Origin of the sequence: Saccharopolyspora pogona (assembly GCF_014697215.1) — a bacterium.
In the GTDB taxonomy this organism is placed as follows: domain Bacteria; phylum Actinomycetota; class Actinomycetes; order Mycobacteriales; family Pseudonocardiaceae; genus Saccharopolyspora; species Saccharopolyspora hattusasensis.
In genome coordinates, this window is record NZ_CP031142.1 from 4,924,827 (window position 1) to 4,941,432 (window position 16,606).

The 16,606-nt window shown below is 65.7% G+C and carries 16 protein-coding genes and 3 pseudogenes; 10 read left to right on the forward strand and 9 right to left on the reverse strand.

The genetic code is table 11. The annotated features are described in order from the left end of the window. The first annotated feature begins 87 nt into the window (after nucleotides 1-87). From DL519_RS47030 to DL519_RS22535, 6 genes are all read left to right on the forward strand, one after another. Entirely contained in the window at nucleotides 88-414 is a 327-nt protein-coding gene (locus DL519_RS47030; protein WP_397545065.1) for an FAD-dependent monooxygenase, read from the forward strand. Nucleotides 415-558: 144 nt separating this feature from the next. Next, entirely contained in the window at nucleotides 559-693 is a 135-nt protein-coding gene (locus DL519_RS48910) for a hypothetical protein (RefSeq protein ID WP_263399697.1), read from the forward strand. 56 nt (nucleotides 694-749) lie between these two features. Then, the gene (locus DL519_RS22520) at nucleotides 750-1,448 is read left to right on the forward strand and encodes a class I SAM-dependent DNA methyltransferase (RefSeq protein WP_190817721.1); all 699 of its coding nucleotides are present in this window, start codon (nucleotides 750-752) and stop codon (nucleotides 1,446-1,448) included. A gap of 120 nt (nucleotides 1,449-1,568) precedes the next feature. Next, nucleotides 1,569-1,805: a hypothetical protein gene (locus tag DL519_RS22525; RefSeq protein WP_223839403.1), complete on the forward strand. Its 237-nt coding sequence runs from the start codon at nucleotides 1,569-1,571 to the stop codon at nucleotides 1,803-1,805. A 166-nt stretch (nucleotides 1,806-1,971) separates the two neighbouring features. Further along, on the forward strand, nucleotides 1,972-2,793 hold the full coding sequence (locus tag DL519_RS22530; protein WP_190817723.1) for an LLM class F420-dependent oxidoreductase: 822 nt from the start codon (nucleotides 1,972-1,974) through the stop codon (nucleotides 2,791-2,793). A gap of 106 nt (nucleotides 2,794-2,899) precedes the next feature. Next, a complete protein-coding gene (locus DL519_RS22535) occupies nucleotides 2,900-3,685 on the forward strand; it encodes a CPBP family intramembrane glutamic endopeptidase (RefSeq protein ID WP_190817724.1) in 786 nt (261 codons plus the stop codon). A gap of 171 nt (nucleotides 3,686-3,856) precedes the next feature. On the opposite strand, the gene DL519_RS22540 is transcribed toward DL519_RS22535, so the two are convergent. The 4 genes and pseudogenes from DL519_RS22540 to DL519_RS22555 form a co-directional block, all read right to left on the reverse strand. Beyond that, a complete protein-coding gene (locus DL519_RS22540; RefSeq protein ID WP_190817725.1) occupies nucleotides 3,857-3,997 on the reverse strand; it encodes a hypothetical protein in 141 nt (46 codons plus the stop codon). A 194-nt stretch (nucleotides 3,998-4,191) separates the two neighbouring features. Further along, nucleotides 4,192-4,609 (reverse strand): annotated as a pseudogene (locus tag DL519_RS22545) (RNA polymerase sigma factor); the annotation flags it as partial. Between the two features lie 31 nt (nucleotides 4,610-4,640). Beyond that, nucleotides 4,641-4,979: pseudogene (locus tag DL519_RS22550) on the reverse strand (YciI family protein). Between the two features lie 331 nt (nucleotides 4,980-5,310). Then, nucleotides 5,311-6,219 (reverse strand): LysR family transcriptional regulator, encoded by a 909-nt coding sequence (locus DL519_RS22555; RefSeq protein WP_190817726.1) that lies wholly within the window; start codon nucleotides 6,217-6,219, stop codon nucleotides 5,311-5,313. A gap of 145 nt (nucleotides 6,220-6,364) precedes the next feature. On the opposite strand from DL519_RS22555, the pseudogene DL519_RS22560 reads away from it, so the two are divergent. Both DL519_RS22560 and DL519_RS22565 read left to right on the forward strand, forming a co-directional pair. Continuing rightward, nucleotides 6,365-7,218: pseudogene (locus tag DL519_RS22560) on the forward strand (EamA family transporter). Further along, complete coding sequence (locus tag DL519_RS22565; protein ID WP_190817727.1) at nucleotides 7,215-7,847, forward strand: NAD(P)-dependent oxidoreductase; 633 nt, start codon at nucleotides 7,215-7,217, stop codon at nucleotides 7,845-7,847. The pseudogene DL519_RS22560 and the gene DL519_RS22565 overlap by 4 nt, the downstream one beginning before the upstream one ends. 385 nt (nucleotides 7,848-8,232) lie before the next feature. Here DL519_RS22565 and DL519_RS47035 read toward each other — a convergent pair whose 3' ends face one another. From DL519_RS47035 to DL519_RS22580, 3 genes are all read right to left on the reverse strand, one after another. After that, on the reverse strand, nucleotides 8,233-8,454 hold the full coding sequence (locus tag DL519_RS47035; protein ID WP_223839404.1) for a hypothetical protein: 222 nt from the start codon (nucleotides 8,452-8,454) through the stop codon (nucleotides 8,233-8,235). A gap of 430 nt (nucleotides 8,455-8,884) precedes the next feature. After that, nucleotides 8,885-9,397, reverse strand: a complete 513-nt coding sequence (locus DL519_RS22575) for a hypothetical protein (protein ID WP_190817728.1) — start codon at nucleotides 9,395-9,397, stop codon at nucleotides 8,885-8,887. A 586-nt stretch (nucleotides 9,398-9,983) separates the two neighbouring features. Beyond that, nucleotides 9,984-10,511, reverse strand: a complete 528-nt coding sequence (locus DL519_RS22580; RefSeq protein ID WP_190817729.1) for a site-specific integrase — start codon at nucleotides 10,509-10,511, stop codon at nucleotides 9,984-9,986. Nucleotides 10,512-11,593: 1,082 nt separating this feature from the next. Here DL519_RS22580 and DL519_RS22585 point away from each other — a divergent pair. Beyond that, nucleotides 11,594-12,502 (forward strand): hypothetical protein, encoded by a 909-nt coding sequence (locus tag DL519_RS22585; protein WP_190817730.1) that lies wholly within the window; start codon nucleotides 11,594-11,596, stop codon nucleotides 12,500-12,502. A 643-nt stretch (nucleotides 12,503-13,145) separates the two neighbouring features. On the opposite strand, the gene DL519_RS22590 is transcribed toward DL519_RS22585, so the two are convergent. Then, a complete protein-coding gene (locus tag DL519_RS22590) occupies nucleotides 13,146-13,343 on the reverse strand; it encodes an AraC family transcriptional regulator (RefSeq protein ID WP_190817731.1) in 198 nt (65 codons plus the stop codon). Continuing rightward, nucleotides 13,340-13,684: a DUF1622 domain-containing protein gene (locus tag DL519_RS22595; RefSeq protein WP_223839405.1), complete on the reverse strand. Its 345-nt coding sequence runs from the start codon at nucleotides 13,682-13,684 to the stop codon at nucleotides 13,340-13,342. The genes DL519_RS22590 and DL519_RS22595 overlap by 4 nt, the downstream gene beginning before the upstream one ends. Nucleotides 13,685-15,933: 2,249 nt before the next feature. Here DL519_RS22595 and DL519_RS22600 point away from each other — a divergent pair. Then, nucleotides 15,934-16,593: a hypothetical protein gene (locus DL519_RS22600; protein ID WP_190817733.1), complete on the forward strand. Its 660-nt coding sequence runs from the start codon at nucleotides 15,934-15,936 to the stop codon at nucleotides 16,591-16,593. Nucleotides 16,594-16,606 lie beyond the last annotated feature (13 nt).

Below are 16,606 nucleotides of genomic sequence, written 5' to 3' on the forward strand. Positions count from 1 at the left end.
GCTTGCGGCGAACGGCGCCGCGTTGCGCACCCGGTCGCGATCGTCGGCGGCGGCCCCGCCGGGCTGCCGCTCTCCCACCTGCTGCACCTGCAGAGGATCGACTCCGTCGTGCTGGAACGGCGCAGCCAGGAGCACGTCCAGCACCGCGTGCGCGCCGGGGTGCTGGAACAGGGCACCGTGGACCTGCTCCGGGAGACCGGCGGCGGTGACCGGATACTGCGCAAGGACGAGGTGCACGGCGGCGTGCACCTGCAATTCGACGAGGAGCGCCTGCACATCCCGTTCCTGGAGCTCACCGGCCGGGCGATCACCGGGTACGGCCAGCAGGAAGTGGTGAAGGACCTCGGCGAGCGCCGCCAGCGCGACGGCGGCCAGATGCTGTTCGCGCGTCTGCCGCAATGCCATCCCGACTGACGCGCGCACCACCTACGAGCGCACCGACCGGCGCCAAGGGCCTCAACCTCGCGGTGTCCGATGTGGACAGGGTTACCGCCGTCGCCGACCACTACCGGACCGGCAGCGCCACGGGTCCAGCACTTCTCCTGGTGGACGACGTCGATGCCACACCGCTTCGGTGGCCCGGCCGCGGCCTTCGACCGCCGCTTGCAACGCTCCCAGTTCGACTACCTCCGCACCTCCACCGCGGCAGCCACCACCTTCGCCGAGAACTACGTCGGCTTCCCCCTGCGCTGAACCGGCCGGTGGAAAATGTGTTTCGCGGCGGGAGCACCGGCGGAATAATCGGTGCAATGGAGTTCAGGGACTTCGACGCGCGGGGTTATCGCACCGTTGACGTGCGCACCGGGTACGGCGAGTGGGTCGCCAACTACGAGCAGACCGTCGAGGACGTCATGGACCTCGTGCTGCTGGACCAGCTCCAGGAGCCGTCGTGGGCGGCCGTCACCCGGGCCGCCGACCTCGGCTGCGGGACCGGCCGGACCGGGCAGTGGTTGCGGGGCAAGGGAGTTCCGGCGATCGACGGGGTGGATCTCACCCCCGAGATGCTCGCCGTAGCGCAGCGTCGCGGCGCCCACGACCGGCTGGTGGAGGCCGACGTCGCGGCCACCGGCCTGGCGGACTCGGCCTACGACCTGGTGATCTCCTCGCTGATCGACGAGCACCTCGACGACCTGAACCCGCTGTACCGGGAGGCGTGGCGGCTGGCCGCGCCGAAGGCCGCGTTCGTCCTGGTGACGTTCCACCCGCACTTCATCATGACCTCGGGCATGCCCACCCACTACACCAACAGCGCCGGCGAATCGGTGGCCATCACCACCAACGTGCACCTCGTCAGCGACCACGTCGCGGCGGCGCTGGCGGCGGGCTGGCGACTGGCGGAGCTGCACGAGGGCGTGATCGACGACGCGTGGGTCGCGGTGAAGCCGAAGTGGGAACGCTTCCGCAACCACCCGATCTCCGCCGCCTACGTCTGGCGCAAGGACGGCTGATCCTTCCGTGGCCGGTGAGTGCTTTTGGGCGCTAGGACCCGAAAAGCACTCACCGGCCCTTGGTCCCGGACCGAACCCGGACCTCCGTCCTTGCCTCTCGGCGCCCGGTCGACGAGTGTGGTGATCACGAGCCGGGTGAACGCGGAACAGCTCGCTCACGTCGTCAGCGCGGTGTCCCTGGTGATCGGCGCCGGGCTGACCGCCGCCCCGCGGCCGGTCGCGAAGGTGTTCGGATACGGTGATCACGCGGGTTTCCCCACACCATCGGGATCATCGACCTGGCGATCACCCCTGGCCTGCTGCGCGGGCCGCCCGCGCTGGCCGTGGATGGCCGGGCGGGCGGCGCTCAACTGGTGATCGCCAGTCACTACCGGACCAGCGCTCCCCGGCGGGCGTGATCGGAATGGCCGTCCTCACGGTCGCCGACGGCGGTCTGGCCGCAGTCATGAAGGCCCGCCGCCGGCAGTGACCCGGTCGAGCGACGCCGGGAATGCCTGGCCGACCACCTCCGTTGGCCAGTGACATGACCGCAACCCTCGGCAAGCTCGGCATCTGGCGGATTTCTACGGCACTCGACCCCGAACTGGCGATCGAGGTCGAGAAGCTCGGATACGGCACGATCTGGATCGGCGGCTCGCCGCCCGCGGACCTGGCGCTGGCGGAACGGCTGCTGGACGCCACCGACTCGATCACGGTCGCCACCGGGATCGTGAACATCTGGAACTCCGCCCCGCAGGCCGTCGCCGCGTCGTACCAGCGGATCGTCGCGAAGCACCCGGACCGGTTCGTCCTCGGCATCGGCGCCGGGCACCGCGAGATTACGGACACCTATACCAGGCCGTACCAGGCGCTGGTCGACTACCTCGACCAGCTGGACGCCGCCGGGGTGCCGAAGACCGACCGGGTGCTCGCCGCGCTCGGCCCGAAGGTACTCGAGCTCGCCGGCGACCGGGCCGCGGGAGCGCACCCGTACCTGACGGTTCCCGCGCACACGAGGCAGGCCAGGGAGATCCTGGGCGACGCACCGCTGCTCGCCCCGGAGCAGAAGGTCGTGGTCGACACCGACCAGAACCGGGCCCGCGCCACGGGTCGCGCCTCGGTGGGCATGTACCTGAACCTGAACAACTACACCCGTAACCTGCGCCGCTTCGACTTCACCGACGACGACCTCGCGCCACCCGGCAGCGACCGCCTGATCGACGCTGTGGCCCTGCACGGCACCGCGGCCGAGATCGCCGAAGGCATCAACGCGCATCTGGATGCGGGCGCGAACCACGTGAGCATCCAAGCCCTCGGCGACGACCCGCTGCCGTCCTACCGCGCACTCGCCGAAGCGCTCCGCTGACTTCAGGACTCAACCCGGGACGCATCGGGGTTTCTCCCCGATGCGCGGGCGAAGGCACAGCCGGAGGATTCTCCCGTCCTGAGTAGCACGATCGAGGGAGTCTTGCGTGAGGACGTCCTGGTCGAGGTCGCCGTGGACGTTCTTCGCGCTGGTCTTCGTCCTCGGGGCCCCGTTCACGCTCCTCGGCGAGCTCTCCGACGTGCGGCTTCCGGCGAACATGCCGTTGAGCGCCCTGCAGTTCGTCGTCCCGCTGGTAGCGGCGGTGATCCTCGTTTACCTCAACGACGGCAGCGGCGGGGTGCGCAGGCTGCTCCGAAGCGCCTTCGACGCTTCGAGGATCAAGCGGGCCTGGTACGCACCGACCCTGCTCATCATGCCCGTGGTCACGTTGGTGTCGTACTGGCTGATGCGCATCGCCGGGGAGCCGCTCCCCGAACCGCACATCTCGTTGTCGGCGGTGCTGGTCTACTTCGCGCTCTACTTCCTCGCGGGTGTCGCCGAAGAAGTGGGCTGGACCGGCTACGCCACCGGCCCGATGCAGCAGCGGTGGGGCGCGCTCGGGGGCAGCGTGATCATCGGAACCGTATGGGCGACGTGGCACTTCCTGCCGTACCTGCAGCTGCACGAAATGAGTTGGGCGCTCTGGCAGTGCCTTCACACGATCGTCGCCAGGGTCCTCATCGTTTGGCTCCACAACAACACGGGGAACAGCGTGTTCGCGGCGGTCCTGTTCCATGCCATGATGAACGTGACCTACTCGGTGTCGACCGACCGCTGGTCCTACAACCCTGCAGTCACCGGCCTGGTCATGCTGATCGTGGCGACTGCGGCCGTTGTCATGTGGGGACCGAAAACCCTTTCCCGCTACAGGTTCTCACGCGCACTCCGGTGACGCGGGCAGGGACGCGGTCACCCCGTCGAGCACGCGCTGCAGGCCGAACTCGAACCACTCATCCAGCTGGGCCGGGTCGACGGCATCTGCGGTCGGCCCGATCAGCTCGGTCAGCCAGGCGTACCGGTCACCTGCGGTGCTCGCCAGGCGACCCAGCTGCGCCGACCACCACTACTCGGAGCTGACCCCGGTGTCCCGGACCGCCGCAGCCTCCGATGCCAGCAACAGCGCCATGCCCTGGACGTGGCCGCTCACCAGCAGATACGTCGACAGGCCCGGGCCGGCGTCGACGTGCGCGTGGAGAGCGCTCATTGACCGGTCGACCGTCGCGAGCACGGAACGGCCAGCGGCGGGCGCGTCGAGGCGAGCACCGACAGCACCCACGGATGTCGTTGGTACAGCACCCATTCCTGCCGGGCCTGGTGCGCCAATTCCGCGCGCCACCCGCAGAGATTCCCCGCTGGAGGCCGGTATTCCGCGAGGACGGCGTCGCCCATCGATCCGATCACGCTCCCGGAAGACGGTCCCCGCCTGCAACCCATGTGGCGCGAACCACGAGTTGTCGGTGGAGCGCCCGCCGGGTGGGCGCAGGTGAAGAACAGCTGCAGCCGCTCGTCCGGCAGATCACCGCCCACGTCGGCCGCGGCGACGGGTTCCGCCCGCTCCGCCTCCACCTGCAGGATGGCCAACCGCGCGGCGAACGCCTGGTCGCGCTGCAGCCGATCGACCGCTTTGCGCCAGCGCGGTGGTCATCAGCAGGTCACCGGGCTTGGGCGGAACGCCGTGCACCGGCCAGTTGGCCAGCGCCGCCTCGATGGCCTCGGACGTGACCCCCTCGGCCAAGTCGAGATCGCCGAAGCGGCGGACGAGGGCCGCCAGCAGCAGACCGCGTTCCTCGCGGAACACCGCCTCCACCACCGGCATTGCGGCGCTGGCGGCCCGTTCGTCCCGCACGTCAGGCCCCGAAGTCGGCGACCGGCCGCGACGGACCCGTCACCCCGCGGGCCGGGGCAACGCGCGGCCCAGTCCAGCGCCGCGTCGAGGTCGGGCACGTCGATGACGTAGAAACCGCCGAGGATCTTGCGGGTCTCGGCGAACGGCCCGTCCGTCGCGGTCCCCGCGACCGTTCTCGTCGACCCGCACGGCCGTGGCGGTGACCAGGTCCGCCAGCGACTCGCTGGAGACCAGCGATCCCCGCCTCCTGCACCTCCTTGTCGAAAGCCATCCAGTCCTCGACGTTGCACTCGGCGGCCCCGCAGTTCGCGCCAACCGCACCGGCGTTGATCAGCAGCATGGTGAGCTGAATCCAGAACATCGATGGTTCTCATTCGGTTGGGCGAGGGGTGTCAATTTCGCGAGAAATTGGCGTTCACCCGGGTGACGGTCAATTTCTCGCGAAATTGCGCCGTCCTCGGGTGATCACAGGCGGGTGGTGAGGGTGTGCCAGCAGCGCAAAGCATGTACTTCATGGTCTAACTCCCTCGGCGTCCGTTGTTGAAGTGCGGCAGCGTCGCCGCACGACACAACAACGGACGGGGAACCCCCGCATGGACACCGGACAAAATTTTTCCCCGCCCCTGCGCGCGATGCCCCGCACGGCCCTGACCAGGAACAATCCGAGTTCTTCATTGCGGGCGCGCCTCGGCTCGCTCCGCCAAGTGCTCGGTCGGGGTGTCGAGGATGGCCAGGAAGGCCTTCGCCGCGGGTGTCAGGCCGACGTCGTTCCAGACCAGGTGCTCGACGCGGGCCGGCGCGTCGGACACCGGGATGGTGCGCACGCCGGCGAGTTGGGGGACGTAGGTGGAGGGGAGCATGGCGATGCCCAGGCCCTGCCGGATGAGCTTCGCCATGAGATCGGGGGCCTGCACTTCGAAGGCGACATCGCGGTCGAGGCCCGCCGCCGAGAACGCCTGGTCGGATTGGGCACGGCCGGCGGTTCCGGCCGTGAAGTCCACGAACACCTCGGACGAAAGCCGGCGGAGGTCGACCTCCGGTTCCTCCGCGAGGGGATGCCCGGGCGCGACCACGGCGACGAGCCGGTCTCGGGCGAGTTCCCGGCCGCGGACACCCTGGGGCCGGGCCGTTGTCGGCAGCCCGAGGCAGGCGACATCGATGGCTCCTTGCCTGACCTGCTCGGCGAGCCTCTCGCTGCCGCCAACGCGCAGGCCGATGCGTACGTGCGGATACCGGCTGCGGAACTCGCGCAGCGCGGCCGGGATGTCCACTGCGGCGACGGTGGGGATCACGCCAACGGTGAGCCGCCCGCGCACCTCACCGAGGGCCGCTGCGACCTCGGCGGCCGCGCGCTCCGCGGCGTCCAGGCATTGGCGGGCGGCGGGGAGAAATGCTGCACCGGCAGGCGTGAGCCGCACCCTGCGACTGCTGCGCTCGAAGAGCTTGCCGCCGAACTCCCGTTCCAGGCGCGCGATCTGGTGGCTGAGCGCGGACTGGACGACCAGGCACCGCTCGGCGGCGCGGGTGAAGCTGCTCGTCTCCGCGACCGCGACGACGTAGCGCATCTGCTGGAGCTCCATCCAACCATCGTGCATCGAGATGGATCAGTTGACAAACATGTGTTGGACTCATTGATGCAGGTCGGATGAGACTTGGATCGTGAACCAGACGATCTCCGGCAGCGGGAGCACTTCAGCCCGCACCGCGCTGACGGCGCTCGCGCCCATGGTGTGGGGCACGACCTATGTGGTCACCACCGAGCTCCTCCCCCCAGGGCATCCCATGTTGGCGGGGCTTCTGCGCGCGTTGCCCGCGGGGCTGATCGCATTGGTGATCACGTGGACCCTGCCGAACGGGACGTGGTGGGCGAAGGCGGCGGTGCTCGGCGTGCTGAACATCGGGATGTTCTTCCCACTGCTGTTCGTGGCAGCCGAAAGCTTGCCGGGAGGCGTTGCCGCCACGCTGGCTGCGGCCCAGCCGCTCATCGTGGCAGTCCTGGCAGTGACCATCCTCGGCGAGCACCCTTCGGCTTGGCGCTTCGCCTGGGGGTGGTCGGTGTAGTGGGCGTCGGCCTGGTGGTGATCGGTCCGGATGCGGCGTTCGACGTCCCCGGGATGCTGGCTGGCCTGGCGGGCGCGGCATCGATGGCGCTGGGGGTGACGCTCACCAAGCGGTGGGGTCGTCCTGCGGAAGCCAGCCCCACCGCGTTCGCCGGCTGGCAACTCACCGCCGGCGGCCTGTTCCTCCTGCCCGTCACGTTCCTGTTCGAGGGGCCACCGCCCGCGATCGACGGGACGGCCGCGCTCGGCTACCTCTGGCTGGGCCTGGTCGGCGGTTTGGCCGCCTACGTCCTGTGGTTCCGCGGCATCACCACGTTGCCGGTCACCTCGGTCGCCCTCCTCGGCCTGTTGTCGCCGATGGTTGCGGCGCTACTCGGAGTCGTCCTGCTCGGCCAGACGCTCGGCCCGATCCAACTGCTCGGCTTCGCGCTCTCGCTCGCCGCAATCGCCGCAGGCCAGTTCTCCCCGCGAACCCGCTCCCCACTTCCGAACCTAACCGCGCAAAGGACTGCTCGATGAAGATCGCCGTAATCGGAGCCACCGGCATGGTCGGCTCGCGCGTCACCGGAGAAGCCGCTGCCCGAGGGCATGACGTCACCGCCGTCTTCCGGCGCGAGAAGCCCACATTCCTGCCCGCAGGTGTGAGCGCTGTCCAGGGCGACGCCACCGACCGCGCCCGCATGAGCAAGCTGTTCACCGACGCCGACGCGATCGTCGCGGCGACCCGACCCCACCCCGGCCAGGAATACACGGTCGCCACGACGATCACGACGCTGCTCGACGCGGCCGAAGAAACCCGAACACGCATCCTCGTCGTCGGCGGGGCCGGTCCACTGCGGCCCCCGGGGCGCCCCGACCAACTCGTCCTCGACAACCCCGACTACGTGCCCCAGGAATGGCGGACCATCGCCGCGGCCAGCGTCGCGCAACTCGAAGCGTGCCGCTCACACCCGGCCGACTGGATCTACCTGTCCCCACCCACGGTCCTCGAACCCGGACGTCGCATCGGCACCTACCGACGCGGCGAAACCACGCTCCTGACAAATGAGGAGGGCGCGTCCCGAATCTCGGCAGAAGACCTCGCGGTAGCGGTCCTCGACGAACTGGAGAACCCCCGCAACGAGCAACACTTCACCGTCGCCTACTGAGAAAAGCGCTGAGCCCGCAGCCCCTCGGGCAACAGCCTCCAAGGGGCTACCGGCGCGCTGCCGAAAGGCCCACGAGGACGACACCTCGACCGCTACTGCCCGACGGACCATTGGCCGGCTCAGCCGGTCACGGGGTGGTGCATGGGAACCGGCGCGGGCGATGGCGCCGAGTGAACCCGGGGGCGAACACCTGCGGCGTTGAGAATGAGATCCGCCATCGCTTCGGGGTGCGACAGATCGACAGGTGGCTGGAGTCGAGTTCTATGGTCGTCGCCCGCATGCGCGCAGCGAGGAACCATTCAAGATCAGGCGTCGTGGTTCTGTCATTCTTCGACACCGCGTACCAGGTCGGTTTGTGCCTCCACGCCGCGACGCTCGTCTTCGACTAGAACAGCGAACTCGATATGGGGCCCTGCACGGTGTAGAGGCCGAGAGCGCGACTTCTGGGCACGTCGCCGGCGAAATCGCGCAGGAACGATTCCTGGCTCAGTTGTTCGAAGTCGCCGAATTTGACGATCCCGGAGTTCGCAGGCGGCTGCGGGAACCGTGCCGCGAGGGCGGCGTAGTCATCGCCGGCGTCCGGTGCTCGAGCTGCGACGTAAACCATACCGGGGGCATTCGGGGAAGGTCCCGCCACCGAGATGACCGTTCCTCCCCAGGAATGAGCGGCCAGGACCGTCGAAGTGCTCGCGAGACGCCGACAAGTTGGAGCTCGTCCTGCAGGCCCGGGAGTACCAGCGCGAGGGCTACACGCAGCTGGACGAGTGGGTGCGATCGGGCGTGGAGGCAATGACGACGCCACGGGAAAGACGTTGGCGCTGGCGGCTTTGGAGGTGTCGCCGGATGAGTGGCGGGTGAGTGGCGGAGCTCGTTCGCTCGCGCGGTCGATCGCAGCTGAGTGGGACACAAAGAGCCGCCCCGCCGGTATTTCCGGGACGGCTCTTTTCATACATTCAAAGAGCTTGGCCATTGTCCGACACGAGGTCGGCGCGATCTAGATGACGCTACACCGAAGCGGCTACGCAAAAGACCGAAACTCAATCAGACGCAAGAGGTTCTTGACGCGTTGCCCTGGCTTCAGCCTCTACGGCGTCCCAAGTCTGCCGGTAGCTACGCAGCCTCGGCAACCGATCTTGCACACCCCACACAGCGCGAGCGGCAATGGTCTCCACGATGCCCTCATGCTCGATCAGAGGTTCGTGGAGGTCCTGAACCACGTCGGCGATGCTGGCGGCCTGAACCGCTGGAGCCCAACGCGCAAGCAGATCCATCAGCGTCGGCAAGCTGCTGACCTTCAAGTACTCCGACGCCTGGTCCTGATTGCTGACCGCAATGAGGTACTCGCTGCGGCCATCCTGGTCGCGTTGCCAGGTGAGCAGATTCAGGCTCGCCCACTCCCCAGCGCCGAGCCTGAGGTACGGACTCCACCCTTGCGACTCCAGATAGTCCCCGACATCAGTAACGTCAGAGGCACCGCCGGACACGTCGTATGGCTCCCACTTGCCGTCATCGGAGAGCTGCAAATCCCTAGGTGAGTTCACGGCGGTCACAGTACGACACCAGCTCGGCTCGTCACTCCTTGAACCCATCAGGGTGCCCTTCGGGTCAGCATTCGAGTGCCCGGACGAGCAGATCCTTGATCCCGGCGACTCGTGCACCCCATCGGGTATAGCCCGAAATGGCGGGGCCACCCTGCCTCTAAGAGCCCCGCCGTCCAAGCTCCGCGCAGAGCCAAACATGACCAGTGCGCGATGGCGCTGATCAGCTCTAGCGGCTCGCACTCCGCCGCGACTTGGCGGCAAGCTGGTTCGATCGAATCGTGCCGGTCTTCGTTGACGGCTTACTGACACGGTAGGACCCAAGCCGCGTCACCTTGACAGCCGATCGGGGTATAGCACGCTTGCGACCCCGCCCCCGGACTGACTCGGCAAGTTTTTGATCACCTTCGGGCGTGCGCTTAGCAAGCTGCGATACACGCTGTGGCGACAGATCAAGAACCGCAGCGATGTCAGCCCCCCCGACAAGCCCTCAGCCTTCAGGTCCGTCACCGCTTTCCGAGACTTCGCCGCGGCCTCCTCCTGAGCCAAAGCCGTAGTCGGCGGATCGACTTGCCGGTGTTGCCCGGCCACTTCCACGTCAGCCTGCCGCCGGCGTAAGCGCGCCGGCCGGGAACACTGGCTCGTCGTCGAGTGCACCTGGTGGTCGCCGGACCGACAGCAGGGTGTGCAGGTAGTTTGGCATCGCGATGACGCGCTGTGCGCTAAAGGACTTGCCATCGTTCCTCACGAGGCGGCCCTTGCCTTTGATCGGCACGATGTCGCCAGTGATGTGGATCTCGCCCTCATCCATGTCGAGATCGCACCAGCGCATGGCCAGCGCTTCGCCGATACGCACGCCCGTGCCGAGCATGAAGCGGACGAAATCTGGGAGATCGTAGCGCCTTGCGATCTTGTCGGCACCGAGCTTGGCAAGGAAGTCGTGCATTTCATCGGCGGTCATGGCGCGCGCCTTCCGCCGTGCCCCGCCCTTGATCGGCGACATCTGCCTGACCGGGTTCGCCGGCATCAGGTCGCGCCCGACTGCTAGCCCGAAGATCCCGGAGAGCACCGTCCGGACAGACCGGCGCGCGTCGGCGGACATGTCCTCGGCCTGCAACGTGTACATGAGGTCTTCGAGCCGGCCGACGGTGCATTCGTCGAGCCGCAGGTTGCCGATCTATGACGACATTCCGGAGGTACACGGAGTAGGTGTCGCAGGTCGTACTTGACCGGACACCCTCGGTCACCTTCTTCTCGGCCTGGCCGATCCATACCTTGGCGATGTCGGCGACCTTCGAAGTGTCCTTGAGTTTGGCGCCGGACTTGCCGGACCGTTCTTGGAACGTGTCCCGGAGAGCCTTCTTCGCCTTGGCCCGCCGTTGGCCCCCACCGCTCGACCGGGCCCGTGACTCCATCAACTCCCGGAACCGTGCACGCGCTTTCCAGTTGCCGCCGATTTCCGTGACGGTGAAGTTGCCGTGGGGTGCCGATGGCGAGGGGCGGCCGAGCCATGATCAACTCCGTACCCGGTGGGTCTCCGGTAGATTCGACCAGCCTTTCGACCGAACAGTCAGACCGATATGACCTCCGACCTGACAAAACCGTGGGGCAGGTGGGACTTGAACCCACGACCTGACGGGCCATGAGATCACCTTGCGGTCGATTGACACCACTTGCATTGATCAGACTTCTTCGCGATCGCACCTGTCAATGTTTGGCCGGCCATGCCTCCGGTCATTCACGATCAGCGAGCAGCATCTCACATAACTTGGTCAAATCACGAATGCAAACGACCATTGCGGATGGTCACATCCGGACGTTTGCGGTCGTTTCGTGAGAGAAAGGTGTGGCAGCGTGGCCATTCAGGGCGGGCCTGCGACGGGCTTAGCCCCACCAGGCGCAGCCTCCTCCGAGTTGATCGGTCACCTGCCCCGGTCGACGGAACGGCCGAGGAATGCCGCAAGTCTGTCGATAGGTGGAGCGCCCTCCGATACGGCCTGAGCAGGATCGAATCGGTCGGTTCGAGCTGGCGTGGTGAACTCGCGGCGGACGAACGGACGGAGTCAGCGGCGTCATCAAGGTTCTCCATGTCGTGGTCCCGGGCCCGATAAGACAGTTGATCTTAGCTTCGCTCCCGGCCAGTGCTGGTCAGGCGGCCGTCGGCTAGCCTTGGGCAACGTGACTGTGATCTCTAGGACGACCCGTTTCGTGGGCGGTTTTGTCCACGCCTACGACTTCTCTGGGAGTCCTGTGGTGGAGTCGGCGGCGGTACCGGTCGCCATGTTTCCCGTCGGGGCGGCCATCGAGCCGAGAAGCCACGCGGTGGCGCCGAACCTACTGCGTGCGGTGTATGCGACGGCAGACGAGATGGTATGCATCGACCGCGAAGGCAATATGCTGTGGCGGCTCGGCTTCGGCCCTGGGGCGCACGAGCCGTACATCGCCATGGCGAGTTGTGAGTTTTCGCTGGCCGGGACCGTGGTGTGGCTTTACATGCCGGACGCCATGGCAGGGCGCGGTGACGGCCTGGACCATTGGCTCGCCATCGACGCCGAGACGGGAGGCGTCATCGCGCGGACCGAACTCGACTGCGCCGGTCACGGTGGGCACCAGTTTGCCCACCCGGACGGCGCGCACATGCTGCTCGACATCGGCGAGGGGCAGGACGGTTCGCGGGTGTACCGCGGTCATCTCGACCGGGACGTCATCGAACTGACCGCCTACCCGTGGACCGACCGTAGCCTCGTAAGTCTCGCGCCGGACGGCCACCACTTCATGACCGTCCATCACGACCAGGAGGACGTCGCCTTCCACACGTACCCCGGTGGCGAGCTGTTGGTCCAGATTGCGGTGGAGTCCTTCGGCTACGACCCCGACGAGGCGTACGTGGAGTGGGCCGGCGGCTATCTCGACTCCGAAACCGCCATCGTCACCCTCGGCGGGGAGACCGAGGACGAACAGGAGTGGTACTTGCACCATCTCGTCGACGCACGCACCGGACAGGTACACGGAACGCTCGACACCCAGACCCGCGACGCGTACGACATCGAACCACTTGGCGACGGCTCGTGGCTCAGCACCGATGACGACGACCGGCTCCGGCATCACACCCGATAACCAGTCCCCGAGGCGCCGTGCACCATGCGCAGTCGGATGATCTACAACCAGAAACTGGCTGAAGCGCACCGGAGGCGTCTCCGGTGCATTCGCACATGGCACACAAGCCGCTGACCGCGCGCCGTAGTGCTCCTCCCCTACCGCCCCGGGCGTCGGCCGAGGACTGGGACCTCGATGACCTTGCCGGACAAAGCATCGAGGCCGAACATAAGATCCGCGACGACCTCCACGGCCGGATCGCGGCACTCATGGCCAGACTCCTGCGCGCCCGCCCAAGACCGAATGTGGCTACGAACCCGCATCACCGCAGCTCAGCGGCGATGCAGCCATAGCGAAAATCCGGACATTCCCATACCGGAATCCCACAGGTGGGGCGTCTGGGGATCGAACCCAGAACCCGCGGATGGCGTTTCCGTGATCGCCAAGGTTTTCCGTTGTCTGCCACACCTTTGGTTACCTGCACGAACACAGGAAGCGGATTTCGCGTTGCCTGCCACCGTTTGTCGACGTTTGCGGGTTGTTGGCAATAAGTTGGCATTCTCTCCCCTGCTCCCACCTCGCACGCTCGGCGCCATGTCAGCGCATTGGACCGAACGCGCACCATGCAGCAGAAGAGTGCGTTTGGGTCCGCCCACTGACACGTTCACCCCCGCGCTAAGCCAACCGCTCGGGCGGCGGACTGGGCTGTCGCGCCCTGTCCGATGAGCTGCTCGGCGAGGCGCAGCGTTTGCCGGTACCGCAGGGGGATCATCCCAGTGACCTGACCGAAGAGTCGGGTCACCGTGCGTTGGCTGTAGCCGGTCAGGTGGGCCAGTTCGGCCAGGGACAGTCGTTGTGTCATTCGCGAGTTCCGGTCGCCGCCTCGGCCGTCTTCTGCCAGGGCCACCGCCCGGTGATCTCCAGTTCGAGGGAGAAGCTGAGGAACGTGCGGATTGCCACGATAACGGCAAGTATGCCGAGGCTCTCGTACGTCGGTGAGGCCGCGACGGTTCGGATGATGTCGCCGGCGACGAGAAACTCAAGCCCGAGCAGGATCGACTGGCCGAGTCGGCGGCGGAAGGAGCGGTACACGCCTTTCTGCCGACGCGCGAGCCGGACGCCCTCGACGATGATCGCGACGAGCGCTCCCACAACAATCGTGGCCACACCGGCGGCGTCGACGCCCTTACCCACCAGATCCACGACTTGTTGGAACTCCACCATTCCCCCTCTGCCGCCCAGCCCGCGTTGTCTCGCACCGAGGACGGCTGTCGCATAAGCCGCCAATCGGATCCCACCCCGGAACGTACGGTCCCCGGAGGAGCCTGCCAGCGCAAACGCGCCACTCTTGAGCCAAGAGAATGGCGCGTCTTGATCTTGAAGGTATGGCCAGGCTGGGTAGCGCGGTCAGCGGCATGAGAGTGCGTTCGACCTACGCCGGCCGTACGACGGCCACCTGACCAATTCGTCCGCGTACGCGGACGACGAGCTCGGTGACGTTGTGTACCACCGGTCGAACTAACGGTGGCATAGCCGCAAGGTAAACATCCGGCGCAGTCCCGGGCAAAGAGTCACCTATCACTGTCCTGTCTTCGGCATGAGCGGACATTCGCCCGTGGTTAGAGACGACGTCCTGAAGATTCATCCGGACTGGAGAGGCCTTCTCCGGGGCCTTTGCAGCCGGACCACAGCCAGGCAACCCCGGGACCAACAAGCCGGGTCCGTGCACGACTGGAGGTGTAAGCCGCCCACCCTGGCAGAGTGCCCAGCACCGTTCATCGAGGTGCCCGCACCTGCAGACCGGAAGCCGGGCGCGGACCCAAGCCCGCGGTTCACATCCTGCTCCTGGTGCTCGATCTACCGCGTGCTTCTCGGCTCCCATCTCGGCGGCTTCTGTGGGGCTGCCTGCCTTCCGCTCGCGCCATGACGAGGCCGCCGGCCTTTCCGCTCGCGCCCGGTCGCCGTCGTTGGCGGGCCGGGACCGGTGAGCGCAGCAAGCCGCACGCCCGGCCGGCCATCGACAGCTTGACCGGGCTTGCATACAGGAAGGGCGGCGGCACGGCTGGGCTTGCATACAGCGGCAGGCGGCCCCGCAGGGGCTGCCCTTGATGAAGTAGAGAAAGTTTGAACACGCGTGGGGTTACGACCAGGCGAACCGTGATGCCGAGTGCACACCACGGGCGAACTCGACCACACGACCGCTCGCGGTGCACGTCGCCCGGTTCAAGATCATGACCCGTTCGCCTGTCGGAAGTTCTAGGGTCCCAGCCTCTCCGGGGGGATCGGCATCCTCGCGTACACCGTTGCCGTGATCGTGTCGGGTTCCAGCCCCTGGATGGCCAGGACCGCGAACCCGCCACCACGCCCAGCCGCTGGGTCGACCAAAGGGGGTGCCTTCAACGTCCCCAGGACAGTAGTAGCTCGTCAACGTGTGGCTCGGCGTTCCTCGATCTTTGACGAGTCGGGCCCGCCCGGGAAAGCGTGGAGATGATCTCTCTGTGCTTTCCCCCACACGTGTTTCACCTGGGGTTTTGTGGGGCAGGTGGGACTTGAACCCACGACCTGACGGGTCATGAGATCGTTTCGCGGTCGATTGCCATCACTTGACTTGATCAGGCTTTTTCGCAATCGCACACGTCGTCATTCGGCCGAATCTTCTTCGTTTGGCATCGTTTTGTGCGGGTAAAGTATGGAGATGATCTTTCCTGTCTGCCCCTCCCCCGCTACCACCCGGCGCGGAGCCAGCCTTCCAGGTCTCGGGCGGGAGCCAAGGACGAGGCTCCAACCCGCTTGCGTGCCCTTGACCATGGTCGCCACCCGGCAGATACTCCTGCTGCTCGGGTTTGGCCTGGCCTGCGAAACCCGCTTTAGAAGATCTTGCTTCCGGTTCCTTTCGGATGTTCGCGGACTTCTCCTGCGGCCTCTGCGGATTCCGATTGCAAACGCTGGTCGCTCGGCGTTGATTGCGAACGTTTCCGGTTGATCCCTGGGGGTAAAGTGGGGGTTCGCGTTGGGTTATGGCTAACGGTAGCTCGTTCGGGTCCGCACGTCTCCGAGGATGTTGTATGCGCGAACGAGAAGGAGAAGGCAAAGCTTCGGTGAAGGCCGCAAGCGGCGGTGGTGGTGTGTGCGCACACGTTGAGCGTGTTCTATCTCGGGAACCGCTGGTAGATCCGAAATGATCATGAAGTCTTGAGTGTGTCATCCATTCATATACGTAGCCTCAGAGGAGCCACGCGTTGAAGCTTGTGCGATCCGTCAGAGAGCGAATAGCAAATGGACTAATTCCCGACGATAGTCCGTTCTACGAAAAGGAGATCGATGTTGTTTCCTTGCGTTTCCTGGAAAAACTCGGCATGCCGCAGCAACGCAGACAAATAGTGGGATACGTCGTCCTGATAGGACATTTCCACTCGGCATTTAACCACTAGCGATTCTGCGCTGCCCTCGGGATGACGATTGCAGTCGTGGCGAATTTCTTTATTCTCTATTTTATCGCACCCAACGGCATCTCACTGCTATTGACTTTTGTTGTGTCGTATACCTTGATACTTCTGGCGATGGTGCCATTTGCGTTTGTTGGCCGCTGGATTGATGGCCGACTGCATGAGAAGCTGTTTTTCATCATATGCCGCAGGCATGTACTACTCGCGAAGTGGCTGGAAGAGCGCTTCGTCGAGCCAGCAGAAAATTCGATTTATCAAATCGGAAGGCCCATCAAAAAAGAGAAAAAGATGCTGGCCGATGCGGCGCGGAGTATCACTGACGATTACTGCAGATTAATGGGTTTTAGTTCACGAAAGAATGCACCCGGCGAACATGTCAAGCTTGCCCGTCTAATTATGTGGGTTGCAGAAAAACCATGGGAAGTCTACAGAGCCAAGCTAGCTGTGGACTCATGCCTTGTCCAGGTTAGTTACCTTCTTGATCTACCGGGTTCTATGCGTCCTCCATCTATCTATCTTCCTAAGGACGCGCCGGCACTTCCCTATGAGCGCGGGGCGATGTTACGAGGTAGAGCGAAAAACTGGTTCGCCCTGCCAATTACAGCTTCTGTTGCCGCTGCACTAGTCGCCGGAATATTTCAGATTGTCGCCCTGCTAATGCGGTAAGAATACATCCCAC